General features: G+C 62.0%; 24 protein-coding genes. 16 read left to right on the forward strand and 8 right to left on the reverse strand.

The annotated features are described in order from the left end of the window. Positions 1-156: 156 nt before the first annotated feature. Both FHU29_RS04135 and FHU29_RS04140 read left to right on the forward strand, forming a co-directional pair. Complete coding sequence (locus FHU29_RS04135) at positions 157-1,176, forward strand: hypothetical protein (protein ID WP_064440282.1); 1,020 nt, start codon at positions 157-159, stop codon at positions 1,174-1,176. Between the two features lie 36 nt (positions 1,177-1,212). Then, positions 1,213-2,478: a glutaminase gene (locus FHU29_RS04140; protein WP_064440283.1), complete on the forward strand. Its 1,266-nt coding sequence runs from the start codon at positions 1,213-1,215 to the stop codon at positions 2,476-2,478. Between the two features lie 3 nt (positions 2,479-2,481). On the opposite strand, the gene FHU29_RS04145 is transcribed toward FHU29_RS04140, so the two are convergent. Then, a complete protein-coding gene (locus tag FHU29_RS04145; protein ID WP_074390851.1) occupies positions 2,482-2,940 on the reverse strand; it encodes an RDD family protein in 459 nt (152 codons plus the stop codon). Then, the gene (locus FHU29_RS04150; RefSeq protein WP_064440284.1) at positions 2,937-3,365 is read right to left on the reverse strand and encodes a hypothetical protein; all 429 of its coding nucleotides are present in this window, start codon (positions 3,363-3,365) and stop codon (positions 2,937-2,939) included. Before FHU29_RS04150 ends, FHU29_RS04145 begins: the two co-directional genes overlap by 4 nt. Before the next feature lie 418 nt (positions 3,366-3,783). Here FHU29_RS04150 and FHU29_RS04155 point away from each other — a divergent pair, with 418 nt between their 5' ends. From FHU29_RS04155 to FHU29_RS04170, 4 genes are all read left to right on the forward strand, one after another. Further along, the gene (locus FHU29_RS04155) at positions 3,784-4,161 is read left to right on the forward strand and encodes an SHOCT domain-containing protein (protein ID WP_064440285.1); all 378 of its coding nucleotides are present in this window, start codon (positions 3,784-3,786) and stop codon (positions 4,159-4,161) included. 166 nt (positions 4,162-4,327) lie between these two features. After that, positions 4,328-5,968 carry an AMP-binding protein gene (locus tag FHU29_RS04160; RefSeq protein WP_064440286.1) on the forward strand — a complete coding sequence of 547 codons (1,641 nt, stop codon included), beginning with the start codon at positions 4,328-4,330 and terminating at the stop codon, positions 5,966-5,968. A 59-nt stretch (positions 5,969-6,027) separates the two neighbouring features. Beyond that, entirely contained in the window at positions 6,028-7,530 is a 1,503-nt protein-coding gene (gene prpD / locus FHU29_RS04165; protein ID WP_064440287.1) for a 2-methylcitrate dehydratase PrpD, read from the forward strand. A 93-nt stretch (positions 7,531-7,623) separates the two neighbouring features. Continuing rightward, on the forward strand, positions 7,624-8,103 hold the full coding sequence (locus tag FHU29_RS04170; RefSeq protein WP_064440288.1) for a nitroreductase/quinone reductase family protein: 480 nt from the start codon (positions 7,624-7,626) through the stop codon (positions 8,101-8,103). On the opposite strand, the gene FHU29_RS04175 is transcribed toward FHU29_RS04170, so the two are convergent. The 3 genes from FHU29_RS04175 to FHU29_RS04185 form a co-directional block, all read right to left on the reverse strand. Next, a complete protein-coding gene (locus FHU29_RS04175) occupies positions 8,100-8,672 on the reverse strand; it encodes a DUF488 domain-containing protein (RefSeq protein ID WP_232322961.1) in 573 nt (190 codons plus the stop codon). The two genes, FHU29_RS04170 and FHU29_RS04175, sit on opposite strands and share 4 nt — an antisense overlap. 643 nt (positions 8,673-9,315) lie before the next feature. Next, on the reverse strand, positions 9,316-9,888 hold the full coding sequence (locus tag FHU29_RS23610; RefSeq protein ID WP_064440290.1) for a CGNR zinc finger domain-containing protein: 573 nt from the start codon (positions 9,886-9,888) through the stop codon (positions 9,316-9,318). Then, positions 9,885-10,781, reverse strand: a complete 897-nt coding sequence (locus tag FHU29_RS04185; RefSeq protein WP_064440291.1) for an alpha/beta fold hydrolase — start codon at positions 10,779-10,781, stop codon at positions 9,885-9,887. The genes FHU29_RS23610 and FHU29_RS04185 overlap by 4 nt, the downstream gene beginning before the upstream one ends. A 260-nt stretch (positions 10,782-11,041) precedes the next feature. On the opposite strand from FHU29_RS04185, the gene FHU29_RS04190 reads away from it, so the two are divergent. Genes FHU29_RS04190 through FHU29_RS04205 form a run of 4 tightly spaced genes read left to right on the forward strand, consistent with a single transcriptional unit; the run spans position 11,042 to position 15,352 of the window. Beyond that, positions 11,042-11,809: a hypothetical protein gene (locus FHU29_RS04190; protein WP_064440292.1), complete on the forward strand. Its 768-nt coding sequence runs from the start codon at positions 11,042-11,044 to the stop codon at positions 11,807-11,809. Positions 11,810-11,815: 6 nt separating this feature from the next. Beyond that, positions 11,816-13,384, forward strand: coding sequence for a multicopper oxidase family protein (locus tag FHU29_RS04195; protein ID WP_232322955.1), 1,569 nt, complete (start codon positions 11,816-11,818; stop codon positions 13,382-13,384). 33 nt (positions 13,385-13,417) lie between these two features. Then, complete coding sequence (locus tag FHU29_RS04200; protein WP_064440294.1) at positions 13,418-14,620, forward strand: alpha/beta fold hydrolase; 1,203 nt, start codon at positions 13,418-13,420, stop codon at positions 14,618-14,620. A 51-nt stretch (positions 14,621-14,671) separates the two neighbouring features. Beyond that, positions 14,672-15,352: a YceI family protein gene (locus tag FHU29_RS04205; RefSeq protein WP_064440295.1), complete on the forward strand. Its 681-nt coding sequence runs from the start codon at positions 14,672-14,674 to the stop codon at positions 15,350-15,352. Between the two features lie 90 nt (positions 15,353-15,442). Here FHU29_RS04205 and wrbA read toward each other — a convergent pair whose 3' ends face one another. Beyond that, complete coding sequence (wrbA, locus tag FHU29_RS04210; protein ID WP_064440296.1) at positions 15,443-16,039, reverse strand: NAD(P)H:quinone oxidoreductase; 597 nt, start codon at positions 16,037-16,039, stop codon at positions 15,443-15,445. A gap of 120 nt (positions 16,040-16,159) precedes the next feature. Between wrbA and FHU29_RS04215 the strand changes: the two genes are divergently transcribed. Next, positions 16,160-16,615 carry a carboxymuconolactone decarboxylase family protein gene (locus FHU29_RS04215; RefSeq protein WP_064440297.1) on the forward strand — a complete coding sequence of 152 codons (456 nt, stop codon included), beginning with the start codon at positions 16,160-16,162 and terminating at the stop codon, positions 16,613-16,615. A gap of 3 nt (positions 16,616-16,618) precedes the next feature. Next, positions 16,619-17,380 (forward strand): alpha/beta fold hydrolase, encoded by a 762-nt coding sequence (locus FHU29_RS04220; RefSeq protein ID WP_064440298.1) that lies wholly within the window; start codon positions 16,619-16,621, stop codon positions 17,378-17,380. 8 nt (positions 17,381-17,388) lie between these two features. Here the strand turns inward: FHU29_RS04220 and FHU29_RS04225 are convergent, their stop codons facing one another. Both FHU29_RS04225 and FHU29_RS04230 read right to left on the reverse strand, forming a co-directional pair. Further along, entirely contained in the window at positions 17,389-18,222 is an 834-nt protein-coding gene (locus FHU29_RS04225) for an LLM class flavin-dependent oxidoreductase (protein WP_064440299.1), read from the reverse strand. 5 nt (positions 18,223-18,227) lie between these two features. Next, positions 18,228-18,866 (reverse strand): lytic transglycosylase domain-containing protein, encoded by a 639-nt coding sequence (locus FHU29_RS04230; protein WP_064440300.1) that lies wholly within the window; start codon positions 18,864-18,866, stop codon positions 18,228-18,230. 384 nt (positions 18,867-19,250) lie between these two features. Here FHU29_RS04230 and FHU29_RS04235 point away from each other — a divergent pair, with 384 nt between their 5' ends. The 4 genes from FHU29_RS04235 (at position 19,251) to FHU29_RS04250 (ending at position 23,460) form a co-directional block, all read left to right on the forward strand. Next, complete coding sequence (locus tag FHU29_RS04235) at positions 19,251-20,165, forward strand: DMT family transporter (protein WP_064440301.1); 915 nt, start codon at positions 19,251-19,253, stop codon at positions 20,163-20,165. Between the two features lie 49 nt (positions 20,166-20,214). Then, positions 20,215-20,649, forward strand: coding sequence for a MerR family transcriptional regulator (locus FHU29_RS04240; protein ID WP_064440302.1), 435 nt, complete (start codon positions 20,215-20,217; stop codon positions 20,647-20,649). Then, the gene (locus FHU29_RS04245; protein ID WP_064440303.1) at positions 20,646-21,668 is read left to right on the forward strand and encodes an aldo/keto reductase; all 1,023 of its coding nucleotides are present in this window, start codon (positions 20,646-20,648) and stop codon (positions 21,666-21,668) included. The genes FHU29_RS04240 and FHU29_RS04245 overlap by 4 nt, the downstream gene beginning before the upstream one ends. 67 nt (positions 21,669-21,735) lie before the next feature. Continuing rightward, positions 21,736-23,460, forward strand: coding sequence for an ABC transporter ATP-binding protein (locus FHU29_RS04250; protein WP_064440304.1), 1,725 nt, complete (start codon positions 21,736-21,738; stop codon positions 23,458-23,460).

The raw sequence follows: 23,460 nt of genomic DNA on the forward strand, positions 1-23,460 counted from the left end.
AAGTCCCTGGCAGGCCCGGCAGAGTGCCCCGATGTAACCCGAAAAGGCCGATTTAGCGTTTCGCTAAAACCGCCTGCGCGGCCACGGGTCCTTCGCCTGCGGCATACGAGCACAAAGACTCTGTTCGTCGCCGACGAACACCACCACGATGAGGCCATGGGAAGTCTTCACAACGGAAGCCCGCAGTGGCCGATTTCCGTGCAGCTCGACACTATCGCCGCGATGCTGAATTTCGAGATCCACGACCATCCCGTGTATCAAGGCATCGAAATCCAGTACTTTAACGACGCGAAACACGGCACGGGCGTCCTGGTGATGATGAGCCGCACCGCGGACGGCAAAGTCGATGTCTACCAGCAAGCCGGGCTGGAGGTCGACCGAATCGGATACGGGATCGGTGCGGGTGTCGGCGAATGGACGGTCGCGGATATCGAACCGGCCGTGCTCGAAGTGTCGGATGCCGGAGTCCATGCGGACATCGCGCTGCGAGACACGATGGGCCGGTCAATCGAAATCATCGTGGACGACCGTGATGGCGCACCACGGCACCCGGCGGAGTTCCTTGCTCCCGTTGGTGCGGGCATTGAGCAACCGACAGCGTTGATGCTCGTATGGATGCGGAAGTTCGATCTGGTCCGTCACACCAGTGTCGACCCGGTCGTACGAATCGCGGGAACAACCGCCACGATCGGCCGGCTTCCAGGTGCCCGGCTGCACCACCGCCACCTGATCAAGTACGCGGCTGACCTGTGGATCGTCAATGTGAATCCGCCTGACGGTGACGGATGGCTTGCCGCGGGCGATCGAGGTGACGCGCACGCACACCTGCACCTCTCGCCCGAGCCTCCCGGGCCTGCGTTGCTCGCACCGGGGGAGACGCGTAAAGGAACTTGGTCCGTTTCGATAGGCGACCGCGCCGATGTCATCGCCGGTGAATGGACGTGCACGGGAGGCGAAGTATCGACATTGACGTTCGGGGTCACGCGAGGCTGGCGTCCGAGGCGGCTACCACCGTTGATGCGTGTGGTCACGACGCTGTTGCCGGTGTTCCGGCGCTGGCCGACGACCTATATATGGGAGGCGCGTGCGGACCTTCGCGGCGTTCCAGCGGTACACGCAAAATGGCGGCGGACGACTAGCTCCGGCGACAGCCTCTACTCCAGAGTCACCAGCTAGCTCCGGGAACGTTGATGGACAAGTACGCTGACCGCCATGCGCTCGCCGATTCCCGATTACATGCAGGAAGTGCTCGACGATTGCCGCAACGCCGATGGCGGTGCCGTCGCGGATTACATTCCAGAACTTGCCCGAGCCGACCCTGATCGCATAGCGATCGCCCTCACCACACCCGACGGGTCGACATACTGCGCTGGTGACGCGGACGTTGAATTCTCAATTCAGTCGATCTCGAAGCCATTTGCGTACGGAATCGCGTTGCTCGACAGCGGGTTCGACACGGTGCTCGCGAAAATCGGCGTTGAGCCGTCGGGGGAGGCGTTCAACGAGATCTCACTCGAGGAGAGCTCTGGCCGCCCACGGAATCCGATGATCAATGCGGGTGCGATCGCGGCCCACTCGTTTATGGACGGCAAGAACGCGGACGAGCGTGCCGAACGGTTTCGTGAACGCATGAGCATGGCCGCTGGCCGGGAACTCAGTTATGACGAGTCCGTTTTCACCTCCGAACTCGAGACCGCGTACCGCAATATCGCAATCGGTTACATGTTGCGCACGCACAACATTCTGGAGACCGACCCGGACGATGTGGTGCGCGGCTACATCCGGCAGTGTTCACTCAGTGTCACCACCAGGGACCTGTCGATGATGGCCGCGACTCTCGCCAACGGTGGTGTGCAACCAGTGACCGGCCGCAGGCTATCCGGTGACCGAGCCGTCCGGCAGGTGCTCAGCGTCATGATGACCTGCGGTATGTATGACGCCGCAGGCGACTGGATGACCACAGTCGGTATTCCGGCGAAATCTGGTGTGGCAGGAGGCATTCTGGGCGTACTGCCCGGACAGGTGGGCATCGCAGTGTTCTCACCACGGCTAGATTCGCACGGCAACTCCACGCGTGGCGTCAAATTGTTTGAGCGTCTCACTGAGGACATGGGCTTGCACCTGATGGAAGTTCCTCCTGTCGGGCGTTCGGTGCTGCGCGGGCACAGCCCTCACGGCGCGGCGCACGTTTTCGGGCTGCAGGGGTCGATCCGTTTCGCGGGTGCGGAAGCCGTGGTCCGGCAGGTCGCCGAAGCTGACCTGAGCGGCGATGACGTCATCTTCGACCTCTCCCGTGTGCACGGCATCAGTGATGTCGCGCGGCGCATGTTCCTGGAAGTGGTGCGCCGCCTGACTCTCGAAGACGGGAAGCGAGTGATCCTTGTCGATCCAGACGGAATCGTCGACGAGCCTGACGCGGGAGACGGCATACGGCCGATAGTCATTTCGAGTCTCGATGACTACAGCCCTGCCCGTTAGTGTTCAGCCCGGCAGGTCTCTGGCTGTGGGCTCCCAGTCGTAAATCACCACAGTACGCAGCAGAATGTCCTGGAAGGAGCGGCGCTGCGGGTCCACTGCAGCCCAGAGCAACCCCACCGGGCACAGCACGCATAGTGCTGCCCTCGCGAATGCGAGCGGCCATCGGTGAAACCGTCCGCTAGGCAGGACGATCCGCAGTCCCATCGCGACCCTGCCCACCGTGCGTCCGGTGACGGCAGCAGAAGTAGCGAGGTAGATTATCGCGATCGCGATCGCGGAACCCGTCGACATCAGCGCGCCCGGAACGGGCAGTTCGAACCGTCGGGGAGAGAACAATAACAGCATGAACACCCATCCGACGTACAGCGCAATCATGATGGCGAGTACGACGCCGATGTCTAGCATCGCGGCGAGGGTCCGGGTGACGAGACCAGCCGGGCGGTGGGGCGCAGCATGGTTCACAAGGAGTCCTCACCGACTGCGTGAGCGGCAGACCGGACTCGTGCGTCTCTGTGGAGGAGCCGTCCAATGAAACCTGCGACCGCATCGTCCGCGCGCACTCCCTGACTACGAACATCCCACACCGCTCCGGACGACAAGGACCCTGTCGACTCGCGAACAATTTCAGGAATGTCGAGCTCGCTCAGCACTCTTCGCAGGATCGGTTCTATCTGTACGCTCTCGATGATGCCGTCAAGATCGAGCCGATTCACAATTCTGTCTAGGTCAACTCGCGCGACCACTGCGTCGATGTCAAGGTGCTCACAGACGACTTCTGTGAGGTCCACTCCGGACAGAGCGATCGCGACGATCTCGCGAACAGCGATCCGCACCACATGACGCGCCGGTTCAGTCAAGGCCCTCAGCGCCCGTGAAAGAAGGATCATGGCTACTCTCCCGCCGCTGACAACGTAGAGAATGCTCAGCGCTGCCCGATTCGGCCGCGCTAGCGACATTCTTTTCGATCACATTGTGGCATAATCTGCATCAGTAATGTGCAGCGCGTGGACCTGCACATTCTCGGCACCAGCGGGAGGGCTGCAGAATCGGGATAAGAGGCGTACTAAACCAATAGCGCGTCGTGTAGGCGCATTTCACCACATCTGTTTCGGCAGCCGGGTAATGCGGTCGCAATGCTTGCCACGGCCTTTCCGCCTAACCGCAGCGCTGGTGCCGGTCAGTAGCTAAGTACGGTATTGCGGGGCCCAGTGTAGCTGGCGCTCATGGGCATTATCGCTTCGCGCCGTCAGGCGTTCGCAAGGCTCAAAGAAACTAGCCGTCGTGGCTTTCCGAAAGGATAGGGAATTGGAAACCTTCTGGGATTTTTTCAGGCTCATCGTGGTGAGCTTTGTGTTCATCGCATACCTAATCATGCTCTTCTCGATAATTACAGACCTGATTCGCGATCGTGAAACCTCAGGGTGGGTTAAGGCGATCTGGGCGCTTTTCCTTATCTTCCTGCCATTCCTCACCGCGCTGGCGTACCTCATATTCCGGGGCGACGGCATGAACCGCCGTTCGCACGAGGTTGCCACGCGTCTGCAGGAGGCGCAGAACGCCTACATCCAAGGCGTCGCTGGCACGTCGCCCGCCCAGCAAATCGCTGACGCTAAGTCTCTGCTCGACTCCGGAACCATCACGGAAGACGAGTTCCGGCAGTTGAAGTCACGCGCACTCAGTTAAAGCTGTCGCCTCGCTCCCTTCGTGCGTAAGGCGAGCGGAGGGAGCAGTACTGCCAACGTTCACGAGCCGATACCCCTATCTGGGGGTATCGGCTTTTGCGTTCAGATTGGACGATGGGGGACTAGCTGACTGTCGACTCTTGACCTCAGAGGAGAGGACCGATCGCATGAGCTCCGAGACCAACGCACGTACCGATCAGGCGACCCGGGTGCAGGCGTTGCTGGACCGCTACGACACCCCTGATGCGTGTGCCGCGCAACTCTTGTGCGATGACCACCCGGCGGAGGCTGTCGCGTTCACCGTGATCGAGGCTGACCTCAGTTCGACGGACCTCACATTCGGCGACCTGCGCGACCAGTCCACTCGTTTCGCGGCGGCCCTGGCTGATCTGAGTGTCGAGCCCGGCGATTACGTTGCCACGTTGATGGGCAAGTCCGCTGACCTGGTGGTGGCCCTCCTTGGAATCTGGCGACGCGGCGCCGTGCACGTACCACTGTTTACCGCATTCGCACCACCAGCGATCGGGTTCCGGCTTCAGGCAAGCGGCGCGAAGGTAGTGGTTGCTGACGCTGACCAGGTTGCCAAACTCGTTCCGAGCGAGGACATTCCGGCTGATGCGCCGTGGCAGGTTGTCGTCGCTGGCGGTGATACGGCAGCTGGGCTGAACTTCAACGAGTTGCTCACCGCGCACAACGCGGACGATCCGCGCGGTGAGGCCGTCGCTGTCGGGGCGAATGGTGGTCTCGTGCAGCTCTTCACCTCGGGCACGACGGGCACGCCCAAAGGCGTGCCGGTGCCGGTGCGGGCTCTCGCGTCGTTCCACGCGTACCTCGAATTCGGCCTGGACGTACGTAACGACGACGTCTTCTGGAACGCCGCGGACCCAGGGTGGGCGTATGGGCTGTACTACGCACTGCTCGCGCCGATGGCCGCTGGCGTGCGCAGCCTGCTACTCCACGCCGGGTTCTCCGCGCCACTCACCTGGCAGGTGATGGAGCAGTTCGGTGTCACCAATTTCGCGGCCGCGCCGACCGTCTACCGAAGCCTCCGCGCTGACAAAACGCCGGTGCCCCAATCGGTTTCGCTGCGCCGCGCTTCGTCCGCGGGGGAGCCACTCACACCGGACGTGGTGGCCTGGTCGGAGCAGACGCTCGGTGCGGTGGTTCGCGACCAGTACGGTCAGACTGAACACGGGATGTTCATTGTCAACGCGTGGGCGGATGGGCTGCGCGAGGACGTCCCGGCCGGGTCGATGGGCAAGCCGCTGCCAGGCTGGTCGTGCGCAGTGCTTTCCGAGGACTCGGACGTGCTCGCTGCGCCTGGCGTGCCAGGCCGCGTAGCCATCGACACCCACGCCAGCCCGTTGCTGTGGTTCACCGGCTATGTCGATGCCCCGGAGAAAACCGCTCAGCGATTCACGGCGGACGGCCGCTGGTACCTGACTGGCGATGCCGGCCAGGTTGACGAGGACGGGTTCTTCTTCTTTTCCGCCCGCGATGACGACGTGATCATCATGGCCGGTTACCGCATCGGCCCGTTCGACGTTGAAAGCGTCCTGGTCATGCATGACGATGTCGTCGAGGCCGCCGTTGTGGGGATGCCCGATGAGCTTCGGGGGGAAGTGCTCGAAGCGTTCGTCGTGGTGCGCGAAGGCGCCGAGGCCACCGACGAACTTGCTGCCGAACTGCAGCAGCTAGTCAAACGCAAGTTTGCGGCGCATGCATACCCGCGGACCGTTCATTTCGTACCGCATTTGCCGAAGACGCCCAGCGGCAAGGTTCAGCGGTACATTCTGCGCCAGGGTTAGCACGTCACGCATACTTTGAGCATTCCGAGTGCGGTAACGGACCCGACCCGAGGAGTGTTGTGAAGTCGCATCACGTGCGCACCCGTCCCTCTGCCGAGGGGTTCCCTCGTGAGGAACACCTCGCATGGAAGATCGCAGAAGTTGCCACCGATCCCGTCGAGGTCCCCGCCGAAACGGAAGAAATGGTGATCAACCGGATCATCGACAATGCGGCGGTGGCAGCGGCATCACTGACACGCCGGCCCGTAGCGAACGCCCGCGCTCAGGCACTCGCGCATCCCTATGATCCAGGCGCGGCAGTTTTCGGTGTGCACGGCACATACTCGCCGGAATGGGCGGCGTGGGCAAACGGCGTCGCGGTGCGGGAACTCGACTTTCACGACACGTTCCTTGCCGCGGAGTACTCGCACCCCGGTGACAACATTCCGCCGATCCTCGCTGTCGCCCAGCACGCGCGACGTTCGGGCGCGGACCTGATCCGGGGCCTTGCGACGGGCTACGAAATCCAGATCGACTTGGTACGCGGTATCTGTCTGCACGAACACAAGATTGACCACGTCGCGCACCTCGGACCGTCCGCCGCCGCTGGCATCGGGACGCTGCTCGGCCTCGATGCGGAGACGATTTACCAGGCAATCGGGCAGGCGCTGCACACCACGACCGCGACGAGGCAGTCCCGCAAGGGCGAGATCTCCAGCTGGAAGGCGTGCGCGCCCGCGTTCGCGGGGAAGATGGCGGTCGAGGCCGTTGACCGAGCGATGCGCGGCGAAGGCGCGCCGTCACCGATCTGGGAGGGAGAGGACGGCGTGATCGGGTGGCTGCTCGGTGGCCCCAACGCGGAATACCAAGTGCCGCTGCCCAGTCCCGGCGAAGCGAAGCGTGCCATTCTCGACAGCTACACGAAGGAACATTCGGCCGAGTACCAGAGCCAGGCCGTCATCGACCTCGCGCGCAGTATGCGGACCAAGATCGACGACTTTTCGCAGATCAAAAGGATCGTCCTACACACCAGCCACCACACGCATTACGTGATCGGCACAGGCTCGAACGATCCGCAGAAGTTCGATCCCAAAGCCAGCCGCGAAACCCTGGACCACTCAGTGATGTACATCTTCGCCGTGGCCCTTCAGGACGGTACGTGGCATCACGAGCACTCGTATGCGCCGGAGCGCGCGCAGCGGCCCGATACGGTCGAGCTATGGCACAAGATCAGCACTGCGGAAGATCCAGAGTGGACCCGCCGCTATCACGCGTCAGATCCGAGTAAAAAAGCCTTCGGTGCCCGCGCTGTCATTACGCTCGCGAACGGGGATCTCATCGACGACGAACTTGCCGTCGCGGACGCGCACCCACTCGGCGCCCGTCCTTTCACGCGCGAGCAGTACATCAACAAGTTCCGCACGCTCGCCGAAGGCATCATCGACAGCAAGGAGCAGGACCGTTTTCTCGACGCTGTGCAGCGCACGCGTGAGTTGTGTGGGGGTGAACTCGGGCAGTTGAACTTCACGGTGTCCGAAGATGTCGTTGGCCGCGCACTGAAGTCCCCGAAGGGGCTCTTCTGACGGGTGTCGGCATTGGGGCACGTTTCCTCGGCAGTGCTTATCATCGGTACAGGTCTGCAGCGGATAAGAGACGGAGCGCGCGATTTGGATCGAATGACTGAGAATCCGCCGAAAGTCCCGCCACGCTGGTTCATTCGCAGCGCGTGGGTGGTGCACCGCGCACTCTATAGGTTCAGTCGGGGCAGGTTTGGGCTCCGGCGGCCGCGACCGGACCGGTGGGGGATGATGCGTCTGACCACGACTGGCCGCCGAACAGGCCAGGAGCGCCACGTCATCCTCGCCTACTTCGAAGACGGACCGAACATCATCACGATGGCGATGAACGGGTGGGCAGCAGCCGAGCCCGCATGGTGGCTCAACCTGAAGGCGCATCCAGATGCCATAGCCCAACTGCCCGGCCAGCGCCGCACCGTGAGCGTACGCGCTGCGGAAGGTGAAGAGCGTGAACGGCTCTGGGCGAGATGGCGCGAGTTCGGTGACGACATCGACGGGTATGCGAAGCTCCGGCAGAACCAGACAGCGGTTGTCGTCCTCGAACCGCGCCCAGAATTGTCCAGAAAGGACGTCACCTAGCCCTGCGGGACGCCTTGGCTAAATCCCGGGCGGAGGTCGGTGACCGGCAAGCCGTACACGCCGCGCAGCCGCTCAGCCACGAGCGAGCGGTGACACGCCTCCGGGTCGCGCTCGACGCAGAAAAGAGCGCTCGCGACGTCGCTCGGAAGCTCCGCTACGAGCGCGCCGAGGTCGAACTCGTCGAGGATTTCACGGGTGTAGCGCTCGGCGTACTCGGGTGCCAGCGCGACACGGTTGCGCTTGCCCACGCCCTGGCGGGCGTCCTCGCGGTACTGGACCTGGCGCAGCTCGGTTGTCGGAGCAAGCTGCTTCACGTGCCAGTAGCCGATGCTCGCTGCGGCAAGGGCGCGCTGGAGCCGGGCCGAGTTCGCCCAGCAGTAGTCGGGGCCCCGAACGCCGCAGCGCTGGCGGAGGTCGAGCAGTAATCCCACGCCAGCACCGGTGAGCTTCTCGAGGAAGGCTCTGGCCGTGAAGCCGTAGACGCCAATCGTTGCTGTGCGCTTGACTCGAAGGCTCTCCGCCGGGGTATGGGTCCCGATCCGGCGGTTCTCGGCGTCCACGTCGTCCATCATGGCGAGTCAGGGCTGTCTGAGGGTCGGAGTTTGACAAGTCTTGTTAAAGCGGAGCGAAAAGGGCCAGGACTAGCACGAAGCGAGTGCGACACGAAGAAGACTTCGCCAGATCTGTGTTGCCAGTCCTCAGACAGCGGTAGGACGACCAGAGTGAGGCGGAGATCGGGGACCAGATCAGCTATGTCGTGAATTGCTGAACTAGACGACTCGTCACGAAGGAGAGTCATAATTTCATGCTGGCGCTCCTGGCGCCAGCCTTGAGCTTCGCAGACGGCTTCTTCCTCAATGCCTAGGGCATAAAACTGGTGGAGCCACAGCGTGCTCTCGCGAAACTCAGTTACGTTGGAATCGCCCAGGCTCGCGCGTAGTGATCGCCGAATCCAATAAGAACAAGCGGAGACGGCGTCGCTCTCGGATACTTCGCCTGAGCGCACGGGGATGGTGGGATGCAAGCGCGGGATCGCCGGATCTGAGATGTCGATCGGCAGCCCGAGATAATCGCGCAGGTATAGCGTTAATAGCAAAAGACCGCCGTCTGTCTCTCGCACAGACCATCGCGTGCCGCGTTTCCACCACATGCGCTCTCCAGCGGCTCTCAGCGTGTTTGCATATCAGCGTACGCGTGTGAGACTCGCACGGATCATGGGTGAGCGGAGCGGTAGCGCGCTGCTTTCGCCTGGTTCCCGCAGGTTTTCATGCTGCACCATCGGCGACGCCGGCTGCGGGACGTGTCGAGGTAGAACCAGCCGCAGCGGTCGCATGCGCGGACTGGCTGCGACGGTGGGCTCAGAACCAGCCGGATTCCTTGCAGTGCAAGGACGGTGAGCCCACCGTGAACAGTTAATGGCGTCGTGGCACCGTGTGGGCCGATGGCGACGTCACTGGCGAGGCCACGGCACGCATGTTCGAAAAGACCGGCGAGGGCGCCCGTTGGCATGTCACGGCCGTCGATCTGCGCATCGAAGATCACCCAGAACAGCTGACGTAGGTGACGCGCCTCGGCCAGCATGGACGCAGAGTCGTCGACGCTGTCTCGGGCCGCGTCCGGCGGCGGCAGCAGCTTTGCGTGATGCAACCATGTAGTCAGAGAACCGACGCTGTTGAGAAGGTCCGCACCGAGCTCGGGCGTGCGGCGGTAGACGGTGTTCGCGAAGTCGAGCGCGGCGTCACCAGCGATGAAATGGTCATCGGTCCAGACAGTTTCGGCGCTCACGCGGGCAGACCTGCGCGGTTGAACACGTCGTCGATAAAGGTGACGAGCAGTTCCGCGACTTGGGGAGCGTGCGTCTCCAGCAGGAAATGCCCGGCGTCGTAAATGTGGGCGTCGAAGGTGGTCATTTCTTGGTGGTAGGCCATGACCTCGGCGATGTCGTAGAAGGGGTCATGGCGGCCCCAGAGTACGAGGCATGGGGGCTGATGCTTCTGGTGGTAGGCGGCGATATCCGCGAAACGTGCGACGTGTTTGCGGTAGTCGTAGAAGAGCTGGAACTGGATGTCGATGTTGCCGGGCCGGGAAAGCCGCTCCCAGTCGAGATGCCACGACTCTCGCTGGTGCAGTTCCTGCAGTTCGGACCGCAATCCGCCGAGGTATTGTTCGCGGGTCCCGGCGAAGTTCAGCCACTCCGGGATCGCGGACTTATTTTCCTCAGTCGGCTCCGCCCAGTACTTGCGCGGCGCATCCCACGCCTCGTTCAGCCCTGCTTCGTGTGCATTTCCGTTCTGGACGATCAGGCCCAGGACCCGCTCCGGATGACGCATCGCCATGTGGTACCCGACGGGGGTGCCGAAATCCGTCACATACAGCACGTATCGCTCAACTCGGAGGTCGTCTATCAGGGCCTCAATTACATGCGACAAGTGCTCGAAGGTGTACTCGTACTCGTCGAGCGGTGGGGCATCGGAGAACCCGAAACCGGGTATGTCCGGGGCGATTACGTACACATGCTCACCGAGAACAGGGAGCACGTCGCGGAAAGAATACGAGGAACTAGGAAAGCCGTGGAGAAGCAGGACTGCCGTGGACGACGGCACCCCTGCCTCGCGGTAATGCAGGGTGGTCCCAGCCAGTTCGCGGGAGAGATGCCTCGTTTTGGCTGTGCGCTTCATAGGAGACTCCCTTCAACGTCAGGTCTTCAACCCATGTAACCGTTAAACTCCTATATAACAGTTACTACCACCGTACCTCGAGCACGGCCACAATTCCAGGGCCCAGCAGATAGATCAGCCCGTTTACGGTGCTAGCCAGTGGTGGATTCGCGGGACTATGCTTTGTTTGGCGGAGTATCCCGGGCCCTCGAGGAGTTTCCCCGGACTCGTGATGCCGTCTACTCAAAACAGAGGCGGTTGGGGCGAACCGAGGAGGAACGGTGCCAATCAAGCGCTGGACGATTGCTGTCGCGGCAATATGTGCACTAGGTGCAGCGAGCTGCACGTCGAATGACACGACGACTGACGAGCCAGAACTCACCGAAGTCCAGGCAGATGCCTGTGAGGCACTTATCGAATTCGGGCTGTGGGAGCCGCCGGAAGATGACCCCACAGAGGCGGATCTGGTGGAGTTCCGGTCCTTTTTTGAACGCATCCAAGCCGGCTCAGATGGGGAAGGCGCAGAGGCTGCATCGTCGGCGATTGAGGCGGTCAATGAGGTGATCGAAACTCAGAACTTCGAGCTGCTTGAAGGTCCTGAAATCGGGCAGGCAATGGGCACCGTAGGTGTGGTCGGCCGTGACGTCTGCGGATACGAGGAGATCGACCTTGGCGTCGAGGAAACTCCTGAGGAAGAGGGATCACCTGCGACGCACGAGTTTGTCGGCGTACCAGATACTCTCACGCCGGGCCGATACAGCATTCAGCTCGACAATGACCAAGAGAACTTCCACCTGGTGATTGTCGCGAAAGTTCCCGACGACTACGAGGGCAATGTCGACGACTTCGCACAACTGGACGAAGATACAGCCATTGCAACGGTCGAGTGGTATGCGGCGGGTGCGTTCGCGGAGCCGGAGCAGACCGCGTACCTCACCGCTGATCTCTCAGAACCCGGCAGGTACTTCATTCTGTGCCCAGTGACTAGCGAAGACGAAGAGGTTCCGCACCACGCCCAGGGAATGATCAACGAAGTGACAGTCAGCTAAACCTGCATGAGCGGCCCTGCGGAATGCTCCCGCCGACAATTCCTGCGACGAATGCTCGTCGGCGCCGCCTTCGCGGGACCATTCGTCGCAGGATGCTCGGTGTCCGGTGGGGATCAGGGAATCCTTGGCCGGAAAGTGCCTGGACAAACCGGGTTGATGGTGCTCGGCGCGTCCGTCCCGGAATCTTTCACAGTGCCGCTCGCGATACCGCCCGTGCTGCGTCCCGTACAAACCGTAGGGAGGACTGATCACTACGAACTCACTGTGCGCGCCGCGTTGCAAGAAATCGTTCCGGGCCTGGAGACCCCGATCTGGGGTTACAACGGAGAGTTTCCCGGCCCGCTGATTGAGTCCCAGCGCGGGCGGCGCGTCGTCATCCACACACGCAACGAGCTTCCCGCGCCGGTGAGCACACACCTCCACGGTGGCCGTACGCCTGCGGCGGACGACGGCTACCCCACGGACCTACTTTTGCCGGCTCAAGGCTGGGAACATGGGCATGAGCATTCCGGTGCAATCAGCCATGGGGAGCGGGACTATACGTACCCACTCGATCAGCGGGCAGCGCTGCTCTGGTACCACGACCACCGTATGGACTTCACCGGACCGCAAGTGTGGCGCGGCTTAGCGGCCATGCACATTCACCGTGATGATGAAGAAGCCGCGCTCGGCCTGCCCACCGGTGAGTACGAGCTTCCCTTGATGGTCACCGACAGGTCTTTCGGTCGCGACGGAAGATTCTTATACCCGTCTCGCGATCCTGAACTGGTGTCGCCACCTGGGGTTCTGCCCGATTTCGCGAACGGTGTTCTGGGGGATGTGTTGCTGGTCAACGGAGTTCCTGCGCCGTTTCACCCGGTTTCGCGCGGCGTCTACCGACTGCGAATCGTGAATGCCAGTAACGCACGGCATTACAGATTCGAACTCGTTCCTGCCCCGCCGGGCCGTGAGCCCTTTCTGCTTATCGGCTCAGACGGTGGACTGCTCGCCGCGCCAGTCGAGTTGCGGAGCTTCGCACTGGCTCCCTCTGAGCGGGCTGACGTGCTCGTCGATTTCTCATCGTTCAGCGCGGGGGAGAACGTCGTTCTGCGGAACCGCTATGGTGACGAGCACTGCAGCGATGTGCTGCAGTTTCGTGTCGGTTCTGAGCTGGGGCCGTCCTACTCGACGCCCCCAGTCCTGTCGCATCTTGAGCGTCTCGATGAGTCGCAGGCTGTACGTACCCGCACGTTTCACTTTGCGCGGCGCAACCAGCATGACGGTGCGCTGTGGCCGATAGGAGGGCATTTGTTCGACCCGGACCACATCGCGGCCGCGCCAGCTCTCGGAGATACCGAAATCTGGCAGCTGAGCAGCGACCTGCGGCATCCTTTCCATATCCACCACGTCCCGTTCCAGGTTCTCGACATTCCTGGAGTTGATACGTACGGCTGGAAAGATACCCTCGCCTTGGGTCTTCGAGGGAGTGCGCGCGTGATCATCCGTTTCGACGGTTATCGCGGCAAATATACTTTTCACTGCCACACCTACGAACATGAAGATATGGGGATGATGGCGAACTACGCGATCACCTGACCTGTAGGTCCCAACGTAAGGCGGTCTCCTGCTGTGGTTTCGGAAGCACGTGTCCTGAAGTTCCCGGGTGTCCACACGATCCACCGCGCTGGCCCGCCAACATTTCCGCTGCGCTACGTTGTCGAAGGGCCAGAGGACGGAAGACGCGTGCTGCTGATCCCGGGCGGTCCAGGGCTGGCGTCTGTCTTGCCGTACCGATTGCTCCGCAAGCGTTTCGCGAAAGCCGGGTACCAGGTTGCAATGGTCGAGCACCGTGGGGTCGGCTTGTCACGGTGTGCCGCCGACGGAACAGACCTTCCGCTTGACGTATTGACGGTCGATGCCGTGGTGGGGGATACGATCACTGTTCTCGACGACCTCGGCTGGGACACCGGGGTCACTGTTTACGGAACGTCCTACGGCGGCTGGGTGGCACAGAAACTCGTCATCGCCGCGGCGGACCGGATCAGCGGGCTCGTGCTTGATTCGACGTTCAGTTCGGTCGACGAACATGAAGTGCGACGGCGGCTCATCCGGACAATTCTGACCGATCGCGGGCCGCTCAGCAGTCGCATCATTGATCTCATCGATAAAGGACTTCTCTCAGAACGTGACGCGGTTCGCGTGCTTCCGCCAACGCTCGAGTTTGGCGGCGACGAACTGGCGAACAAGCTGCTTGATGCGCTCGAAAAGGGCCATAAGCGGGCCTGGAACTGGGTTGCGAACGCGGGGGACAATGAACTGCACACGACGACGCGGTACGTGATGGAGTTCGACCTCGTCGGCGTCATCATGCATCGGGAAGTCGACAGCACGGTTCCGGATGGGCGCCCGTTTGACCCGGTGGCGCTGTTCGATCGGACTATCAGGAAATTCGGTGCCTACGAGGGGGAGCCGGAGAATCTGCGGCCCGCCCTCGCCAGCGTTACCTGCCCCGTCGCGGTGGTGTGTGGTGCGCGGGACCTCCGCTCTCCGGTCGAGGTCGCTCAGCGTACCGCGGACGCGCTGCCCAACTCGACGCTGTTGCTGTTCCCCGATACCGCGCATAGCATCCTCGACACGCGACCCGCGGCCGCGTTAGAAATCGTGAACGGGGTGGTCAACGCGCGGCTTCACGAACTCGCCGACCAGACGGCTGAACTCGAACGGCGATCGAAGTGGGCTCTGCGCACGTTCGTTCCGCGCGTCCTCAGCGCGTGGGTTTCTGCCGAGCTGGCTTTTGGTGCCGTGCGCCGCCGTCTTCCTCATCGAAAGTGATCAGCGCCGCCCACACAGTCCACACTTAGGTTTGCCTTATACCCTATCGGCGTGAACAGAACACGTGCACTTGTGATCGCCGGTGTAGCCGCGCTTGTACTTGTTGTTGCGATAGTCGTAGCTGGCCCGTGGGCGTATAGCCGTTTCATCGTGGGCGAGCAGCCAGAAGAGCTTCGCCTCCCAACGAATGGCGGGCAGATCGCGGATGGCGATCCCGTCGCGCTCGAAGGTGAGTGGACGGTCACGAACAATTCGGTAGCGGGGTATCGGGTCGACGAAATTCTGTGGGGGCAGGACGTGACCGTTGTGGGTCGCACGGACCAGGTATCGGGAACGGCGTCGATCGACGACGGAGCTCTCTCCGGCGTGTCCGTCAGTGTGGACATGGCGTCGGTCGAGACTGACGACGAACGCAGGGACAATCAGTACCGTGGTCGCATCATGGATACCGAAACGTACCCGGAGTCAACGTTTCTGCAGACCGGGGATGTCACGATCCCCGATGGGGAAGGTCCGTTCACGGTCCCGGTGACTGGAGACCTTACGGTTCGCGGTGTGACGCGCACGGTGACCGTCGACCTCGATGTGCAATCTGCGGGAGACGCTGTGAGTGTGTCCGGCAGTGTGCCGGTGGTATTCGCGGACTTCGACATTCCGGAACCAAGCATCGCCGGGATCGCCGTGGACGACAGCGGCGTCATCGAATTCCTGCTCGAACTCGAACGAGTCTGAGCAACGTCCACGAAGCGCAGCGGAAAGGAGCCGGGCTCGGCGCGCAGCACCATTGATGCGCACTGAGGCCGGCTCCTCCTATCGCCGGGATTACCCGGCGAGCTTTCTGGCAGTCTCTACGACCCGCGTGGCGAGGTGTTCAAGCGCTGCTTCGGTATCGCTGGTGAGTTCGTCAGTGTTGTCTGGCCCAGTCACGTGGCTTACGCCGTAGGGATTGCCGTCACTGAACTTGAGTTCGCTGGTGTATCCGGGCGGCACGATGACGCCACCGAAATGCATCAGCGACGTGTAGAGGTTGATGAGAGTTGTCTCTTGGCCGCCATGCGCGGACTTGCTGGATGTGAACCCTGCATACACCTTGTCTGCGAGCTTGCCCTCTGCCCATAGGCCGCCGAGCGAGTCGACGAAACTCTGGAACTGCGCGGACGTGGCGCCGAATCGGGTGGGGGAGCCGAAGATGATGGCGTCAGCCCAGACGATGTCGTCACCCGTGGCTTCAGGGAGGTTCTTGGTTGCCTCGTAATTCGCCTTCCAGGCGGGGTTGTCGGCGAACGTGGAGGGATCGGCGGTCTCGGCAATGTGGCGGACTCGCACTTCTGCACCGACGTTTTCGGCTGCTTTTGCGATGCGGTGTGCCATGGTCGTTCCATGGCCGGTTGCGGAGTAGTAGATAACTGCGAGCTTCATATGATCCTCCAGCACAATCGGGGGCGGATCGGTCTATGGGTCCGGTTAATGTTGAACCTTCAACTGGGTGGACTCTAAAGCGTTATGTTTGATGCGTCAACAACCTAGCGGGAGAAAGTCATGGTTCGTCCATCGCTCGACAAGCATCACCCCGAAATCTTCAAGTCCTACCTCGCCACAGCCCGCACGGTGCGGTCCGCAGCTCGTGACACCGGGCTCGATCGGCGCCTCTTAGAACTGGTTAACCTGAGAGCATCACAAATAAACGCCTGTGCGTATTGTCTCGACGTGCACGCGAAGGCGGCTCTCGACAACGGTGAGACATATCGGCGCATCACCCTGCTGCCGGCATGGAGGGAATCGAACCTTTTCGACGCACGCGAAAAGGCTGCGCTAGCACTGGCTGAGGCGGTCACGCTGATCACCGATGAGACCAGACGTGACGAGGCGTTCAACTGGGCTTCGAACCATTTCACGAAAGATCAGATATCGGCACTCAACTGGACTGTGATCACGATCAACGCGTTCAACCGCGTGTCAGTTCTCAGCCAGCACAAGGTCCGGCACGACGATTAGCCGATGAGTAAACCAGCCCTTGTTCTCCTGCACGGCGTCACCATGTCGGGCCGGGTGTGGGACCGTGTTGTACCGCTGCTGACCGATCAATACGACGTACACACCCCTACTGCGCTTGGCCACAAAGGGGGTCCGCCTGCGCTGCAACGGCCTGCACTCATCAGGCACCTCGTTGACGCCGCCGAGCGGATGCTCGACGAGTCAGAACTCGAGCGTCCGCATCTTGCCGGCAACTCGCTGGGCGGCTGGATTGCGATTGAACTCGCCCGGCGCGGCCGTGCGGCGTCAGTGTGTGCCCTCTCTCCAGCTGGGTTCTGGGACGCAGGCAGCCACAGTCAAGCAGACGGCGTGGCGAGGCTGCGACGGGAAGTAGCGCTGAGTCGCTACACGCGGCCGGTAGCGCCTTTGTTTCTAAAGTCAGCCAAGGTCCGCCGCCTCGCAATGCGTGATATCGCCCAGCGCGCAGACAAATTGACTGCTGACGAAGCGCTCGCCGCAGTCGATGACCTGCTCGGATGCGCGGTAACCCACGACCTGCTGGGTACCCGTGAAGCAGTCGCCGCGCTCGATCCGCTGCCGTGCCCCGTCACACTCGCGTGGGCTGAGCACGATGCGATATTTCCCCCTGCGGTCAACGGTGCTATCGCCCGGGAACGACTGCCCGGCGCGACATTTCACGTCCTGCCAGGGGTAGGGCATGTGCCGATGATCGACGATCCCGAACTAGTAGCGAAGACCATCCTGGCGGCGACGCGCAGTGCCTAACCGTCCTGTTACCCGGACACCTCTGCCCGAACGGCCGGAATGATGTCTTCGGCGAACCACCTCAGCGTCGCTTCGTCATCAGGCCCGCCGAGGATGAAGGTACCGATCCGTTGATCGCGAGCTAGTCCGCTGAGGAGATCGATCCACTCGTTGCGCTCGAACTCACCCCAGATGTTGTAGACGCGGCGGATTGCGGCCGGATCGCGATTCGCTGCCACCGCAGCATCATCAATGCGAGCCTGCAAACCGGGGAGCTTCTCTGGAGGAACGAAACTCATTGACGGCACCCAGCCGTCAGCATGCGAGCCAAGAAGTGCGAGCGCGCGCGGCCCGGTCACGCCGAGCCAGATCTCGATAGCATGCGCTGGAACAGGCCCGGGGTGAATTCCGTTGAGCTGGTAAATCTCTCCGTCGTAGGACACTGAGCGCTGATCCGACCACATCAGGCGCATGACGTCGATTGCCTCACGCAAGGCTTGCAGTGCTTCGCCAGGCGAGCGGCGGGGGCCGCCCATGCCCTCGATAGCGTCCCAGAAAGCGCCAGCGCCGAGCCCGACCTCGACTCGGCCGCCACTCAGCACATCAAGCGAAGCAGCACTTTTCGCGAGAATAGCTGGTGGTCTCAGCGGCAGGCTCGCTACGTCCGGGAAAAACCGGATGTTCCGCGTGTGCGCTGCCAGGTAGCTGATAAGCGTCCACGTGTCGAGGAAGCGGCGCTGGTACGGGTGGTCCTGAATCCCCGCAAAGTCGTAGCCAAGTTCGTCGAGCAGCCTGGCAGTGGAGACCAGGCTGCTCGCGTCACTCGCGTTGGGAGTCAGGAAGAAACCGAACTGAGGGTGCATTTTTGCTAGCTGAGTTCCCCGAGTGAACCGATCGAGCCGAAATCGAGGAGGTCCAGCGGCAGATCAGGAAGCACGAACGGCACGGTGGGCAGTGGGCTCACTCCGCTGTTGAGGTAACGGTAACCGGGTTCGAGCATGCGGATTTTCTGGACATACGGCCGGGTTTCGGTCGTATAGGCCCCACCGGAGGGCATGCCCCCGGCGCGGGTGATAGCGCCTAAACCAGCGTTGTAGGCAGCGATTGCGAGGTCGAGCGGGTCGCCGCGGAGTTGTCCGGATCGCACACCGCTAGTGGTTCGGTCGAGCAGATGGCACATAAATCGGCCCTGTGACATCACGGCGTCGGGAATGCTAAAGGGATCTGCCTTACCATCCCCATCTGCGTCAACACCCCAGATAGCCCAGGTGCCGGGAATGAATTGTGCTGGTCCTTGCGCATTGGACCTGCTGACAGCATTCTTCCGGAAGTCGCTTTCTGCGTGAATCTGCGCGGCAAGAAGCGACGCGGTGATTCCGGAACATTGCGTTGCGGATTTCTGAAGCCACGGCACATATTCCGTGGGCGCGGTATTAGCCGACGCGGGCGCGGCAAGCGCGAGCGTCGACCCGAGCGCGACAATGAGGGAACCGAGAGCGGTCAGCATTCTTTTCATGGCAAAAAGAAGCTTCGCATGCAGACCGCGTTTATGAATCAGTTTTGACACAATTGAGTAACAGAGACTTTCTGTGTGCGTGTCCAAGTTGTGTGTCGCCCGCGGATCGTACTAGTAAGCGCTGGGTCTCGGGCGGGCTGAAAGCGGTTGCCCGGGTGAAGGGCTCGCCAGTGACATACTGTTAACTGCCACCATGGGAATTACACGGTAAAACTGCACGTAAATAACGTAATTGCCAGTTCGAAGAATGACTCGCGAGGCGCCAAATCAAGGCCCTTGAAACACCTCGTTTGAACCTTGTAAGAGTTGCGCAAGCCGGGATAGTGAAGGGTAGGGGCGTGCAAATTCGCGCCGACATCGCTACCGTGCACAGGGGTGAGAGTCAACGCAGTTCCAGGCTGGCTACTGGTGCTTCTTGGCGCGAGCCTCTGGGGCACCGCGGGCACCGCCCAGGCGTTTCTGCCCAGCGAGGTGACTCCAGCACAAACCGCCACCGTTCGTCTCGTTATTGGTGGCGCACTGCTCGGCTTTTTCGTCCTCCTCTTGCGCCCGAAAACAGTCGCGCCGTCCTCGGTCACGATGAAACGCGGGCTCGTCGCGCTGCTGATCACTGCGTCCGCCGTCTCGATCGTCCTGTTCCAGGTGTGCTTCTTCTCCGGCGTCCGTGCCACCGGCGTGGCGGTCGGCACGCTGGTGGCCATCGGCTCTGGCCCCGTCTTCACTGGACTACTCGGACTTTTGCTGCGTGAACGAATCACGTCCCGATGGATGACCGCGACGGGGATCGTTCTGACGGGCCTGGTGCTGCTGCTCGCGCCCTGGTCGGGCGACCCCGTCGACTGGAATGGCGTGCTTTTCGCGCTCGGCGCCGGTCTCGCCTACGCGTGCTACACGGTCCTCGCGCGCCTGCTGCTCCTCAACGGTGTGCCCGGCGAAACCATTGTCGCGTCGTTGTTCGTGATCGCCGCTGTGCTGCTGGTGCTCACTCAATTGGGCGAGGACTTCTCGTGGGTGTTCACCAGCGACGCGCTCGTTGCGGCCTTGTGGCTCGGAGTCGCAGCGACGGCGATTCCCTATTTTCTGTGGATCAAGGGACTCGCAAGCGTCACTGCGGCGTCGGCGGCGACAGTGACGCTCGCGGAACCGCTTGTTGCCGCACTGCTCGCCGTGACCCTGCTTGCTGAGCCACTTACGGTGCTTGGCGCGGCGGGGGTGGCAGCCATCATCGCGGGCATGGTGCTCATCGCGCGATCGCCGGGCTCAGCGCCACGGCAGCACTCGGAAAATTAACGATTCTCTTCTTGCGCTGGAGTGCACTCCAGCACTTAGCGTTGTCGGTATGAGTGAGTTGCTCGGCATTGCTGACGTTTCGGAGCGCACAGGGCTCAGCAAGGACACATTGCGCTGGTACGAGAATGAGGGGCTGATCCCGCACGTCTCCCGGGGCACCCACGGACGGCGCCGGTACGACGAGCCGACCATCCGCATGATCGAACTGCTGGTCCGGCTGCGCCGTACGGGGATGCCAGTCAAACAGATGAAAGCCTTTGTCGAAATGGTGTCGGCGGGCGCTGAGACCCACGGCCGTCGGATGCAACTCCTGACAGACCACCGCGAGGAGGTTCTCTCGCGAATCCGTGAACTGCTCCTCGATGTCGACGCTATTGAGGAAAAGATCGACCACTATTCGCGGCTGATCGCCGAGGGGCGTGACTGCGGGGAGACCCCTATTCGCGACGCGAACGTACGATCCGAACAGAGGAGAACAGAATGACGGTGTCCCAGATCGAACTCGGGGACGGCCTGGTGGTCAGCAAACTCGGCTTCGGCGGTATGGCGCTCACTCACGTCTACGGTGAAACGGAACCCGAAGAAGCACTGAAGACGCTCCACGCAGCGATTGACGCGGGGGTGACGCTGCTCGACACTGCCGACGTCTATGGCAAGCCCCAGCCCGGGGCTGTGGGGCCAGCTGGCACGAACGAGGAACTCATCGCGCAAATTCTGGACGTGCGCCGCGACGAAGTTCAGATCGCGACGAAGTTCGGTATCACCGGACAGGTGGGGCCAGGTGTCGGCACGCGCGGAGACCGTGACTATGTGCGCGAGGCGTGCGAGGCGTCACTGCGGCGGCTGGGAACCGACGTCATCGACCTGTACTACATGCACCGCCGGGAGCTTGCCCGGCCGATTGGTGAAACTGTCGCTGCGATGGCCGAACTCGTACAAGAGGGCAAGGTCCGGCACCTCGGGCTGAGCGAAGTCACCGCAACTGAGCTCCGTGAGGCATCCGCTGTGCATCCGATTGCGGCCGTGCAGAGTGAGTGGAGTGTGTGGAGCCGCGACGTGGAGCGCGAGGTAGTGCCGACAGCGATAGAACTGGGCACAGGGTTTGTGCCGTACGCGCCGCTCGGTCGCGGCTTCCTCACTGGAACACTCACGCGAGACGCTGTGGCTTCAAGCATGCGTGCCGGGCAGGCGCGGTTCGATACGAACTTCGGCGCCAACCAGAAAGTTGTGCACATCATCCGTGAAGTCGCCGACGAGCTTGGGGCGACCCCCGCACAAATCGCCCTCGCCTGGCTTTACGCGCAGGGTGAGCGGCTCGGCATTCCGGTAGTACCGATCCCCGGCACGCGCAGTGCTGCGCGGGTCCGGGAGAACGCTGCCGCGACAACGATCGCACTGTCGGGTGATCAGCTCGCGCGGCTCGACAGTGCGTCCGATCTCGTAGAGGGTGGCAGAAATCTGAGCTTTGCGAGTGACGACTGGATATCCGCGGGCCGCGAATAGTGTAAAGCTCAGTCAAAATAACAGGGTGCAGGGAACTGGGTCAGCGGTGTACTCGTAGGCTCGGAGGGTGCTGCTTTCCCTACTGAGAACGTACCTGGCAGCGCATCGGAGGGCGCTCGCGGGAATTGTCGTGCTGCAGTTCGTCGGTGCCTTCGCTGCGCTGTTTTTGCCCCGGCTGAACGCGGACATCATCGACTTCGGCGTCACCCGCGGCGACATCCCGTACATCGTGCGGGTTGGTGGCGTGATGCTCGCCGTGGCCGCAGTGCAGATCGTCTGCCTGGTCGGTGCGGTGTACCTGTCGGCGAAGACAGCGACCGCAGTCGGGGCTGCGGTGCGGCGGGATGTGTTCCGCCGCGTCAGCGGGTTCTCTGCCCGTGAGATGGGGCTCTTCGGTGCGCCGTCGCTCATCACCCGCAACACCAACGATGTCCTTCAGGTGCAGACCCTGATCATGATGGTGCTGACCATGCTCGTTCTGGCTCCAGTGATGTGTGTTGGCGGCATCATCATGGCCGTGCGGGAGGAAATCCGGCTGTCGTGGCTGATCGCCGTAAGTGTGCCTGCACTCGCGTTCACGATGGGTTTCATCATCGCGAAGATGATCCCGGCCTACCAGGTCATGCAATCGCGAATTGACACCGTGAACCGGGTGCTGCGCGAACAGATCACCGGAGTGCGGGTGGTGCGTGCGTTCGTGCGAGAACCCTGGGAGATGAAGCGGTTCGCCCACGCCAACAACGAACTGACCGACACCGCGCTCCGTGTTGGCCGGCTATTGGCGATCGCGTTCCCAGCGGTCATGCTGATCTTGAACGTGACATTTGTCGGCGTGATCTGGTTTGGCGGCATCGAGATCAGTGCTGGACGAATGCAGGTCGGCTCGCTGACAGCAATGATCAACTACTTGATGCTCATCCTGATGTCCATCATGTTCGTCACGTTCATGGCGTCACAGGTACCGCGCGCGGCTGTCTGCGCGGACCGAATCATGGAAGTGCTCCGCACGCCCTCGTCGATCATCTACCCGGCTGACCCTGTCACGGCAATGCCGACGCCTGGCACCGTTGAATTCCGCGACACCACCTTCTGTTACCCCGGTGCGGAAAAGCCAGTCATCGAGAACATTTCGTTCACCGTCACACCCGGCACGACGACGGCCCTCATCGGCGCGACCGGATCAGGGAAATCCACCGTCCTGCACCTCATCCCGCGGTTGATAGACGCGACGAGCGGTGCTGTTGTCGTCGGCGGGGTCGATGTCCGCGATCTCGACCCCCCGGTACTTCGATCATCGTTGGGATACATTCCGCAGCGGGCCTTCCTGTTCTCGGGCACTATCGCGACGAACCTGCGCTACGGCAAGCCTGACGCCACCGACAGCGAACTATGGGAAGCACTGGAGATCGCGCAAGCGGCGGACTTCGTGAAGGCAATGCCCGATGGCCTCGACACCGCCGTGGCGCAGGGTGGTACGACAGTGTCGGGCGGGCAGCGCCAGCGGCTCGCGATCGCCCGGGCGCTGGTACGCAAACCCAGCGTCTACCTCTTCGACGACTCGTTCTCAGCGCTCGACGTCGCCACCGACGCGCGACTGCGCGCCGCGCTCGAACCGCACACGCGCAACTCTGCCGTCCTGATCGTCGGCCAGCGCATCGCCACTATTAAGAACGCCGACCAGATCCTCGTGCTCGAAGGCGGACGTATCGTCGGCCTCGGTACGCACGACCAGCTTGTTCACACTTGCGCCGAGTATCGGGAAACCGTCGAGTCACAGATGGTGGTCCAATGA

This window comes from Hoyosella altamirensis (assembly GCF_014191505.1).
Taxonomy (GTDB): Bacteria; Actinomycetota; Actinomycetes; order Mycobacteriales; family Mycobacteriaceae; genus Hoyosella; species Hoyosella altamirensis.

Excerpts from the sequence above, each read along its gene's own strand:
- FHU29_RS04160 (WP_064440286.1), top strand. The coding sequence starts at position 4,328 with ATGAGCTCCGAGACCAACGCACGTACCGATCAGGCGACCCGGGTGCAG.
- wrbA (WP_064440296.1), bottom strand. The coding sequence starts at position 16,039 with ATGAAGCTCGCAGTTATCTACTACTCCGCAACCGGCCATGGAACGACC.
- FHU29_RS04225 (WP_064440299.1), bottom strand. The coding sequence starts at position 18,222 with ATGCACCCTCAGTTCGGTTTCTTCCTGACTCCCAACGCGAGTGACGCG.
- FHU29_RS04220 (WP_064440298.1), top strand. The coding sequence starts at position 16,619 with ATGAGTAAACCAGCCCTTGTTCTCCTGCACGGCGTCACCATGTCGGGC.
- FHU29_RS04195 (WP_232322955.1), top strand. The coding sequence starts at position 11,816 with ATGAGCGGCCCTGCGGAATGCTCCCGCCGACAATTCCTGCGACGAATG.
- FHU29_RS04140 (WP_064440283.1), top strand. The coding sequence starts at position 1,213 with ATGCGCTCGCCGATTCCCGATTACATGCAGGAAGTGCTCGACGATTGC.
- FHU29_RS04230 (WP_064440300.1), bottom strand. The coding sequence starts at position 18,866 with ATGCTGACCGCTCTCGGTTCCCTCATTGTCGCGCTCGGGTCGACGCTC.
- FHU29_RS04245 (WP_064440303.1), top strand. The coding sequence starts at position 20,646 with ATGACGGTGTCCCAGATCGAACTCGGGGACGGCCTGGTGGTCAGCAAA.
- FHU29_RS04150 (WP_064440284.1), bottom strand. The coding sequence starts at position 3,365 with ATGATCCTTCTTTCACGGGCGCTGAGGGCCTTGACTGAACCGGCGCGT.
- FHU29_RS04240 (WP_064440302.1), top strand. The coding sequence starts at position 20,215 with ATGAGTGAGTTGCTCGGCATTGCTGACGTTTCGGAGCGCACAGGGCTC.
- FHU29_RS04185 (WP_064440291.1), bottom strand. The coding sequence starts at position 10,781 with ATGAAGCGCACAGCCAAAACGAGGCATCTCTCCCGCGAACTGGCTGGG.
- FHU29_RS04215 (WP_064440297.1), top strand. The coding sequence starts at position 16,160 with ATGGTTCGTCCATCGCTCGACAAGCATCACCCCGAAATCTTCAAGTCC.
- FHU29_RS04170 (WP_064440288.1), top strand. The coding sequence starts at position 7,624 with ATGACTGAGAATCCGCCGAAAGTCCCGCCACGCTGGTTCATTCGCAGC.
- FHU29_RS04175 (WP_232322961.1), bottom strand. The coding sequence starts at position 8,672 with ATGGACGACGTGGACGCCGAGAACCGCCGGATCGGGACCCATACCCCG.
- FHU29_RS04135 (WP_064440282.1), top strand. The coding sequence starts at position 157 with ATGGGAAGTCTTCACAACGGAAGCCCGCAGTGGCCGATTTCCGTGCAG.